Here is a 10,292-nt window from a genome sequence, read left to right on the forward strand (position 1 = left end):
CACACCACAACGAACTGGGACGTCGAGACATATCTCGACTACCTCCCATAGCAACCAACAGGCGGGCTCCGGCCCGCCAAAACAAACACTCTATCGAAGGAGGACCAACGAGAATGTGTGGAATCGCCGGCCTCATGCATCGAGGCAACGTAGCGAATGTCGGCAAGGAGATGACCTCCATGCTGCAGGCGCTGAAGCACCGGGGACCGGACTCGACCGGTTTCGCGGTCTACGGACCGCCCCACCCGGGTGAGTACGTCATGCGTCTGAAGCTTGACGAGCGTTCCGACGACATGGACGTCCACGTCGATTTTCAGAACGAGAAGATCGTCGAGCAGCGGCTCCAGGAAGTCGAGCGGCGGATGCAGGAGAAGGGTGTGGACGTGCGCGACCGTCAGGAAGCCACGCCTTACGCCCAGCGCTTCATCATCCGCTACGACGGCGACATGGAGAACCTCGCGCGCTACATCGAGGACGTCGACAAGGTCGAAATCCTGAGCCTCGGCAACTCCCTGGAGCTGATCAAGGATCTCGGCGACGCGACCACCGTCTCCAACCAGTACGACCTCGGTGAGTTCGACGGCTCCCACGGGATCGGCCATACCCGGATGGCGACGGAATCCGATGTCGATATCCGCTCCGCCCACCCGTACTGGGCCTTCCCCTACAACGACGTCTCCGTCGTCCATAACGGCCAGATCACCAACTACTGGATCATGCGCCGAAAAATGGAGCGCGCCGGTCATCGCTTCATGTCCCATTGCGACAGCGAGCTGCTGGCCGTCTACACCGCCCACAATCTCTCCGAGGGCGCCTCGCTCGAGGATTCCTTGAGAGAGTCGATCCAGGAGATCGATGGCGTCTTCACCTATCTGGTCGCCACCAAGGATCAGCTCGGCATGGCCAAGGACACCATGGCCGCCAAGCCCCTCGTTCTCTACGAAAGCGATGACCTGATCGCCATGGCCTCCGAAGAGGTCGCGATCCGCGCCATCCTTCCCCAGGAGATCGACACTTACGACCCTTACGATGAGGAGGTGCGGGTATGGCAGGCGTAAGCGATACCGAACTTCGGGAGATGACCCAGGAAGACCGGGTCAAGGCTCTCGGAATGACCACGGAAGAGCTCACCGGCCGCTCGATGTTCATCGAGTTCAAGCCGGAGGAGGAAGAGCGCTTCACCTACCCGTGGCTCCCCGATGTCGACTTCAACAAGCGTGCTGAGATCGACACGGACAAGATGATGACTACGGAGGTCAACGAACGGATTCGCGAGCTGATGAAGGAAGGCTATGGCACCATCGTCCTCAAGAATCCGCGCGGCAAGCACTCCGTCGGCGTAGGCATCCTGAGCCGCCTCAACCTGATCGTCGAAGGTTCCCTGGGCTATTTCGGCGTCGGCTTGATCGACGGACCGATGGTTCGGATCCAGGGCCGCGTGGGCTGGTCCTGCGGCGAGAACATGATGTCGGGCGTGATCCTCGTGGAGAAGAACGCCGGCAGCACCTTCGGCGCCGCCATGCGCGGCGGCGACCTGGTCTGCCGCGGCTCCGTCGGCTCCCGTACCGGCATCGACATGAAGGGTGGCAGCATCATCGTCGGTGGCGACACCGGCGCCCTGTCGGGCTTCATGATGCAGCGCGGTCGCATGATCTTCTGCGGCAACGCGGGCAAGAACCTCGGCGACTCCATGTACGACGGAACGATCTATGTCGGCGGTGACATTCAGTCCCTCGGCGTGGACGCCGTTCCCACCGAGCTCACCGACCTCGACCGTTCCTGGCTGACCCGGAAGCTCACCCAATACGAGATGCTTCCCGAAAAGGGCGTCGACCACTTCACCAAGATCGTCGCCGGCAAGCAGCTCTGGAACTACGACAACCTCGAGCCGTCCGAAAAGAAGCTCATCCTCTAGTCAGGGAAAGGATCAAGAAATGGAGAACGGTAAGGTGCCGTCGAAGCACAAGACGGAACGCGATGTCTACCGGTTGGGAGACTCCTTTATCTTTCCGCCCCGTGTCATCGACGACATTCACATCAAGGCTGAGCTCGGCCGGTATCGCATGCGGGGCTTCTCGCTCTTCAAGAAGATTCCGCACTGGGACGATCTCACCTTCCTGCCGGGCACGCTGACCCGCTTCGTCATCGAGGGCTATCGCGAGAAATGCGATACCAAGACGGTGATCGGACCGCGCGCCAAGCGTCCGCTCGAGCTCGACATCCCGATCTACATCACGGGCATGAGCTTCGGTGCGCTGAGCTACGAGGCCAAGACCGCGCTGGCCCGCGGCGCGACCATGGCCGGCACGGCGACCTGCTCGGGCGAGGGCGGCATGATCCCGGACGAGCGTCGATATTCGTCCAAGTGGTTCTATCAGTGCATCCAGTCCCGCTACGGCTTCAACCCGCACCATCTGGTGCTGGCGGACGGTTGCGAGTTCTTCATCGGCCAGGGCTGTAAGGTCGGCCTCGGCGGCCATCTGATGGGCCAGAAGGTGACCGATCAGGTCGCCGAGATGCGCTCCCTGCCGGCCGGTATCGACCAGCGGTCTCCCGCCCGTCATCCCGACTGGCTGGGGCCGGACGATCTGGCGCTGAAGATCAACGAGATCCGCGAAGTCACCGACTGGCAGATCCCGATCCAGCTCAAGCTGGGTGCGGCGCGCGTCTATGACGACGTCCGCATGGCGGTGAAGTGTAATCCTGACTCCATCTATATCGATGGCATGGAAGGCTCCACCGGCGCGGGTCCGCATCTGGCGACCGAGGACACCGGCGTTCCCGGCATGGCGGCGATCCGCCAGGCCCGCCGCGCCATCGACGATCTCGGCCGCCGCGGTGAGATCAGCCTGGTCTATGCGGGCGGTATCCGGAACGGTGCCGACGTGGCCAAGGCGATCGCGCTAGGCGCCGATGCCATCGCTATCGGTCATTCCGCCATGATGGCCTTGAACTGCAACAAGGACATCCCGGAAGCCGACTTCCCGGAGGAGATGGGTGTCGAAGCTGGGCACTGCTATCACTGCCACACCGGGCGCTGCCCGGTCGGTGTCGCGACCCAGGATCCCAAGCTGCGCGCACGCCTCGATCCCGATGCGGCCGCGGAGCGGGTCTACAACTTCCTGCACTCGCTCACCATCGAGGCACAGCTCTTCGCCCGCGCTTGCGGCAAGACGAACATCCACAGCCTCGAGCCTGAAGATCTCGCCGCGCTGACCATGGAAGCTTCGGCCATTGCGGGCGTTCCGCTCGCCGGCACGGACTACACCGTCGGCGTCGAAGACTATCACCATCTCTAGGAGGACCCGATGGCGGGAACACAATACAGAGGCTCCGAGATCAAGGACGTCGATCAGTTTCTGAAAGACTCCTCGGGCCTCGACTCGGATCGTGAAAAGGAAATCGGCCAGCACATCGGCTACCGGTACGACGTCAACCTGGTGCCGGATTACGACCGGCTTACCCCCTTCCTCAAGGAGTATATTGAGGTGATGGGGTGGGAAGACCTCAACTGGCTCGAAGACGTCCATATGGGCTACGAGGAAGGCCGGCCGGCCGTGTTCGATCGGAACATCAACGGCTGGGTCCGCGTGCCGGACTCGATCGATCTTCCTGACAACCAGCAGGACCGGGACATGATCGCGCGTGAGCTTCTGATCAAGTTCCAGATGTCCGACCGGCATCCGCTGGTCATGCTGCGCAAGGCTTACATGAAGTTTTAGCCCATGCGCTCCCGAGCCGCATATCGCCGCCCGCTACGCATCCTCCGGCAAGCCCTCCATCTTCCGGCGCGTAGCGGGTTGCGCGATGCGCGACCCGGGGACTCGGCTGGCGCGGCAGGTCTGCGCCGGCTTTTCTTATTTTCTCGTCCCAAAAACAAATCGGCAAAAGCCAGGCGAGATATCGCCGTGACGTCGCGCCCGCTTCGCACTGTTCGAAGCCATGAAGGCGCGGCGCTTTCGGCATTGGTGGGATAGGCGGCGTAACGAAAGGAGAATCCGCAAAGGCAGCCGCCGAAGAATTGGCAACATCAGCGATTGCATCCCAGGGGAGGGAATGATGACAACAGAGGTAGCAGGCTCCGCAGCGGGGCCGGTGGAGAGCGAGTCTCTCCACAGAGCGATCGATTGGAAGGGAGCCTTCTGGCTCGCGAGCGGCGTGCCCGCCCTCGTTCTGTTTTCGATCGGTGGCATCGCCGGGACGGTCGGTACGCCGTCCTGGGTCGTCTGGATTTTGTCGGTCAGCATCGGCTTCATCCAGTCTTTCGTATACGCCGAGATCGCCGGGCTGTTCCCGAGCAAGAGCGGCGGCGCATCCGTCTACGGTGCGGCCGCATGGGTGCGCTACGGCAAGTCCCTCGCGCCGATATCGGTATGGTGCAACTGGCTTGCCTGGACGCCCGTCCTCGCCATCGGCGCGGGTTTGGCGGCGGGCTATATCCTGAACGTCTTCTTCGATCCGGAATCGGCGCTGCGCACGTGGAAGATCACGCTGTTCAGCCTCGATGCGCTGAAGGAAGGCCTGACGGTCCGTATCGATGCCACCTTCATCATCGGTGCGCTCATCCTGCTCTGCGTGTTCGCCGTTCAGCACGGCGGCGTCCTGCGGGCGGCGCGTTTCCAGATGGTCGTCGGCCTGGCGTGGTGATCCCGCTTCTGATTGTGGGCATCGTGCCGCTTCTGACCGGCGACGTTCTGGCTTCGAACTTGTTTCCGCTGAAGCCCCTTGCCTTTGCCGCGGACGGATCCGTCACCGAAGGCACCTGGGATATGGCCGGCTGGACGTTGTTCCTGGGCGGTCTCTTCATCGCGGCCTGGTCGGCCTACGCCTTCGAAACGGCGATCTGCTACACCTCGGAGTTCCGCAACCCCGGCTCGGACACCAGCAAGGCCATCCTGTCGGCCGGCCTGCTCTGCATTCTCGTCTACACCCTGGTGCCGCTGACCTTCCAGGGAGTGCTCGGCGTTGAAGGCATGCTGGAGCCGGGCATCGTCGACGGCTCCGCCGTGGCCGGTGCCATGGCCCACATGGTGGGCGGTGGCAGTGTCGTCTTCTCGCTCATGGTGGTGATGCTGATCATGGCATTGCTGCTGGCGGTGATGACGTCCATGGCCGGATCGTCGCGGACCCTCTATCAGGGCTCCGTGGACGGTTGGCTGCCGCGCTATCTGAACCATGTGAACCATCATGGCGCGCCGACCCACGCGATGTGGACCGACCTGGGCTTCAATATCTGCCTGCTCATGATGTCGGACTACCTCTTCGTCCTGGCCGTCTCCAACTGCTGCTATCTGATCTTCAACTTCCTGAACCTGCACGCAGGCTGGATCCATCGGATCGATAGCGCCGAGACGCCCAGGCCGTGGAAATGCCCGACCCCGATCATGGTTGCCGCGGTGTTCTTCAGCTTCCTCAATGCGGTGCTGTTGGGCGCGGGCGCCAATGTCTGGGGCGAGGGTACGCTGCTTTCCGGCGTGATCGCCGCGGCGCTCATCCTGCCGATCTTCGCATACCGCCACTACATCCAGGATGGCGGGCATTTCCCGAAGGAGATGCTGGACGATCTGCATATGAGCTCCCGCGATCTGACCGTCCGGCGGGCAGGCATCTGGCCTTACGTCGCATTGGCGGTGGGTATCGGGTTGGTGATTGCCGCCAACCAGATCTTCCACCTCTAGGATGAACGGCGCTCCTCCCCGGCTTGCCGCGGGGGAGCGCCACCATCCCCGTTCGCTGGAGCAGGGTCTCGGACGCGGAGATTTGCAGGGAAGGGTGTATAAGGGAGCTGTGTTAGGGAGTTGAGTGTGTCGGCAGAAACCCAATCCGAGCTGTTCGAGAATCCGCTCAAGAACGCATTCCAGCGCTGGCAATGCCGCGTCCGGCAGATCGTCATGCGCGAAAATGGCGGCCGTCCCGACGATGCGATCATGCCGCTGGTGACGCCGGCCGGCGAGGACGAACCCATTGGCCACATCATCACCGTCATGCCGCGGAAAGCCGAAGCGTCGGTCACGCCCGAGCTCATGCATATGGCGCGCAAGACCATGGATCCCGCCCAGCGGCGCGAGCAGGCACTGACCTTCTTTTCCGCCAACTATTATCAGAAGCCCGATCAATTCGCGGGGCTGCTCACGGCGACCTTCAAGCCGGACTCGCCTGGCCTGGCCCAGCTCAGGGCGGCCAAGCAATGTGTTCTGACATTCCAGGCCTACTCGCGGCGCTTCGATCTCAGCTGCCGCGTTCGCCGGCTCGAGCGGTCCGATCCGCTTCGGGAAGCCACCTGGTGGCACAATTTTCTCTTCAATCCGAATCTCGATGCAGACACCGAGATCGTCGGTTTCGAGCCGATTTGGTCGGAGAGCCGGGCCTATCCGCCCCTCTAGGCGGGTGGAGACCGTTTGCTGATGCAATGGATTCACTGCTATTTCTGAAGAGATCGGAAGATCGGGCCAAGGGCGGCACGAGTTTCGGACATTGAAATAGCCCTCTGTCGGTTCGGGCCGTCTGGACGAGGTTTCGCCGTCTCGACCGGAAGCGCCCGTCGGAAGTGTTGAGAGATGAGGGAGAGGCGAAAATGAAGGGCAGTGGCGGCATAAGGCTTGCCACGCCTGCGGTCCCCGGCCGGGCCGAGACGCCTGAGCAGGAGCTCAAGGCGCCGAAAGCGCTTTCGCGCCAGCCGGGTGCTCACGGCGAAATCTATCTCCTCAACAAGGTGCTCACGGAGCTGCTTGCCGATCCCGATTCGGCCGAGCCGTTCAACCTTGTCCTCAATCACATCCTTCAGCTTTCCGGCGCCGAGGCCGGCGCCATCTTCGTCAGCACCGAGAGCGGCCGCCAGCTCGTGCTGCTCGCCTGCACCGAGACGGACGAGCGCGACCGCTGGATCCGTCTCGTCCACGAGGACCGGGACCTTTACCGGAGCCAGCGCCAAGGCCCGGAGCCTGTCACCCGCGACGATCCCGAGCAGACGAACGCGACGATCCTCGCCCAGGGTTTCGAGCAGGGAAGCTCGGGCAACGGTCTTCTGCTCCTCCGCCTGCCGGGCACCGGCGCCGACCTGTCCCGGGACGCGATCGAATCCGCCCGCGAATATGGCGACTATCTCGCCGGCGTTCTCTACAGCGCGCGATCGGCGCGCATGAAGCTGCGGAACGCCCAGAGCGAGGAGCGCGCCGCCATTGCCCGCGAGCTGCACGATTCTCTGGCCCAGTCTCTCGCCTATATGAAGATCCAGATGAGCATGCTGCAGACCCTGATCCACAAGGGCGAGGCCCAGAGCGACGACGCCGGCGATGCCATGGGCAAGCTGCGCCACACCCTCACCACGGCGTCCCTTCAGCTCCGCGAGCTCATCACCACCTTCCGCCTCACCATGCATGGGCGAACCTTCGCCCAGGCGCTTGAGGATTCCATCGAGGAGTTCGAAGGCCGCAGCTCCATCGCCTTCGACCTCGACAACCGTCTGTCCGCCGGCAAGCTTTCCGTGGCCGACGAGATGCAGCTTCTGCTGATCCTGCGCGAGGCGCTCTGCAATGTCGTGCGCCATTCCCATGCGAGCTATTGCTGGGTCTCCCTTCGCCTCAAGGACGAAGGCGCCGTCCATCTGACCGTCGACGACAATGGCGTCGGCGCCAAGCCTCCGACCGAGGATGCCCAGCCCCATCACGGCCTGACCATCATGCAGGAGCGGGCCCGCAGCCTCGGCGGCAGCTTCGCCATCGAGGAGCGCGCCGGCGGCGGCACGCGGCTCTCCGTCAGCCTGCCTCCGGGGACGGACCGCGGCGGCAAGGCGGCGAATGTGGAGCTGCCAATATGAGCCAATCCTCTTGCCGCGTGCTCCTGGTCGACGACCATCCGCTGTTCCGCCGTGGCGTCGCCGAGCTGATCGCGGCCGAGCCCGATCTCGAAGTGGTCGGCGAGGCCGCCAGCGCCGACGAGGGGATCGCGCTCGCAAGCGATCTCGATCCCGACCTCATCCTCATGGATCTCAACATGGGAGACGGCAGCGGTCTCGACGCCCTCAAGACCATCAAGGACTCCGGGCTCAAGGCCCGGATCATCATGCTGACGGTCTCGGAGAACGAGGCAGACTTTCTGAGGGCCGTTCGCATCGGGGCAGGGGGTTATCTCCTGAAGGGTTCGGAGCCGGAAGAGATCCTCGAGAAGGTCCGCCAGGCCGCCCGCGGCGAAACCGTCTTCGCCGAGCCCCTCATGGGCCTGCTGGTCGGTGCGCTGCGCGAAGGCGGCACGCCCCCACCGCCACCGAGCGAGGAATGCCTCACTGCGCGGGAGCGGGAGATCCTGCACCTCATCTGCGCGGGGAAGAGCAACAAGCATATCGCCCGCGAGCTCAATATCAGCGATGGCACCGTGAAGGTGCACGTCAAGAATCTGCTCCGGAAGCTCAATCTGCAATCCCGCCTCGAGGCCGCCGTCTGGGCCCTCACCGCCAGCTGAACGCAACACTCTCATCAAGCCTCGTATCGAGGGTTTGACCCTGTTGATCCTACCTCCCAGGGGGTACCCCGCATTTGTCTCTCTGCCGCCTCCTTCTTGCGTGAGCTGCGCGCTAAAGTAGAAAGGTGCCGCGCCGGAATGGCGCGGGAATCAGCCGGTTCGAGAACGCGACTGCGGTGAAAATGAAGACGGCCTATATCGAGACTTTGACGGAGCTCCTCATCAAGGAGGGCGAGATTCCCGCCGCATCGGCCTCCGGCCCCCACGCCTCCATGCCGCTCCTGGCGGCCCTGCTGGACGTTATCGATACGGTCGTGTTCGTGGCCGATCCGAACGGCACGCTGTGCTTCGTGAACGCGGCCTGGTCGCGCCTCACCGGCTTCTCCCAGAAGGAGACGCCGGGCCTGCCGCGTTCGGCCTACCTCCACCCCCAGGACCAGGCCCGCTGGCTCGACTTCCTTCAAGGCCGGCGCAGCCACCCGGACGCGGCCGACTCCGTCATCCTGCGCTTCCTGACCCTGTCGGGAGAGACCGTCCACCTGGAAGCGGGCGCCCAGGCCGTGACCGCCGAAAGCGACCGCTGCATCGGCTTCGTCGGCACCCTGGCCGATGTCGGCAGCCGGGTCCGGGCGGAAGGCATGCGCGCCGCCAGCCACCGCACCGTCGAGACCCTCCTCAACAATCTGCCGGGTTTCGTCTATCGCTGCCGCAACAACCGGCAATGGACCATGGAATATATGAGCAAGGGCTGTGAGATCCTGACCGGCTATCCTACCGAGGCGCTCGTCAACAGCCAGCAGCTCACCTATGCCGATCTCATCGTGCCCGAAGACCGCGAGCAGGTCTGGAACGGCGTGCAGATCTCCCTGTGCCAGAACGTGCCCTTCGAGCTGGAATATCGCATCCGGACCGCGCGTGGCGCCGAGAAATGGGTGCATGAATACGGGCGGGGCAATTTCTCCATCAGCGGCGAACTCCTGGGCGTGGAAGGCTTCGTCACGGATCTGGCCCATCAGCGGCGGGAGCCATCCCGCGCCGACGAGTCCTTCGATCCGGGGACGCGGCGGCCCGGCCGCAAGGTCTTCCTCGATAGGATGGAGATGGCGCTGCGCCGCAAGAGGGCCGGGCTTCCCGGCGCCCTCAGCCTGGCGGCGGTCCATCTCGGCGGGCTGCCGAAATGGAGTTCCGACAAGGGCGGCTTCCACGGCCGGTCCGTGGACGAGATTGCCGGCCGCATCCAGGCGGTGCTGAACGAAACGGATTCCCTTTGCGCCTGGTCGGAGAACGAGTTCGTCATTCTGCTCGAGGGAGCGAAGGCGGAAGCCGACGCCGTGGCCTTCGCCGACCGCATCAAAGCACAGTTCGAGGCGCCCATCGTCGATGATGCCCGTGCGATCTATTTGATCCCCAGCATCGGCATTCTCACCCGCCTGACCGGGAACGAGCATGCCAAGGATGCCGTGACCCTGGCCGCAAAATCGGCCCAGGAAGCGCCCAATGTCGCTGGCGTGAATCTCGCCGTCATCGACACCGCTTCCTATCTCGAGCGCTTCCACATGCCCGAGGACCGGGAATAGGGCTGTCCATCTTCGAACCTAGCTCCGGCCTCTCTTTCGAGCATCGTCATTGCCCGGCTTGACCGGGCAATCCAGTAACCCCTGCCTTGATGAAAGAAGTGACGCCGGTGGTTACTGGATCCCCGGGTCGCGCTTTGGCGCGCCCGAGGATGACAGTGGAGTGTCTCGCAACCTGCGCCGCGTCCCGTTTCTCCGGTTATTCTGGTTGGACGTCTCTGACGCGTGTTTTCTTTGGGTCGTAGTGTGAGAGTGTGACGA

General features: G+C 63.4%; 8 protein-coding genes and 1 pseudogene. All 9 read left to right on the forward strand.

Going from position 1 to position 10,292, the window contains the following annotated elements; translation table 11 throughout:
- The first annotated feature begins 113 nt into the window (after window positions 1-113).
- The 9 genes and pseudogenes from A7A08_RS15170 to A7A08_RS15210 all read left to right on the forward strand — a co-directional run bounded on the left by A7A08_RS15170 (window position 114) and on the right by A7A08_RS15210 (window position 10,034).
- Window positions 114-1,058 carry a class II glutamine amidotransferase domain-containing protein gene (locus A7A08_RS15170; protein WP_069096305.1) on the forward strand — a complete coding sequence of 315 codons (945 nt, stop codon included), beginning with the start codon at window positions 114-116 and terminating at the stop codon, window positions 1,056-1,058.
- Window positions 1,046-1,915, forward strand: coding sequence for a GltB/FmdC/FwdC-like GXGXG domain-containing protein (locus A7A08_RS15175; protein WP_069096306.1), 870 nt, complete (start codon window positions 1,046-1,048; stop codon window positions 1,913-1,915). Before A7A08_RS15170 ends, A7A08_RS15175 begins: the two co-directional genes overlap by 13 nt.
- 19 nt (window positions 1,916-1,934) lie before the next feature.
- A complete protein-coding gene (locus A7A08_RS15180) occupies window positions 1,935-3,299 on the forward strand; it encodes an FMN-binding glutamate synthase family protein (RefSeq protein ID WP_069096307.1) in 1,365 nt (454 codons plus the stop codon).
- Between the two features lie 9 nt (window positions 3,300-3,308).
- Window positions 3,309-3,722, forward strand: a complete 414-nt coding sequence (locus A7A08_RS15185; protein ID WP_069096308.1) for a hypothetical protein — start codon at window positions 3,309-3,311, stop codon at window positions 3,720-3,722.
- A gap of 337 nt (window positions 3,723-4,059) precedes the next feature.
- Window positions 4,060-5,678, forward strand: a pseudogene (locus tag A7A08_RS15190) (trimethylamine N-oxide permease).
- A gap of 126 nt (window positions 5,679-5,804) precedes the next feature.
- Window positions 5,805-6,383 (forward strand): hypothetical protein, encoded by a 579-nt coding sequence (locus A7A08_RS15195; RefSeq protein ID WP_245290964.1) that lies wholly within the window; start codon window positions 5,805-5,807, stop codon window positions 6,381-6,383.
- Window positions 6,384-6,574: 191 nt separating this feature from the next.
- Window positions 6,575-7,816 (forward strand): histidine kinase, encoded by a 1,242-nt coding sequence (locus A7A08_RS15200; protein WP_069096310.1) that lies wholly within the window; start codon window positions 6,575-6,577, stop codon window positions 7,814-7,816.
- The gene (gene narL / locus A7A08_RS15205; RefSeq protein WP_069096311.1) at window positions 7,813-8,457 is read left to right on the forward strand and encodes a two-component system response regulator NarL; all 645 of its coding nucleotides are present in this window, start codon (window positions 7,813-7,815) and stop codon (window positions 8,455-8,457) included. The genes A7A08_RS15200 and narL overlap by 4 nt, the downstream gene beginning before the upstream one ends.
- Before the next feature lie 182 nt (window positions 8,458-8,639).
- Window positions 8,640-10,034 carry a PAS domain-containing protein gene (locus A7A08_RS15210; RefSeq protein WP_245290965.1) on the forward strand — a complete coding sequence of 465 codons (1,395 nt, stop codon included), beginning with the start codon at window positions 8,640-8,642 and terminating at the stop codon, window positions 10,032-10,034.
- Window positions 10,035-10,292: the final 258 nt, after the last annotated feature.

This window comes from Methyloligella halotolerans, assembly GCF_001708935.1.
GTDB classification, from domain to species: domain Bacteria; phylum Pseudomonadota; class Alphaproteobacteria; order Rhizobiales; family Methyloligellaceae; genus Methyloligella; species Methyloligella halotolerans.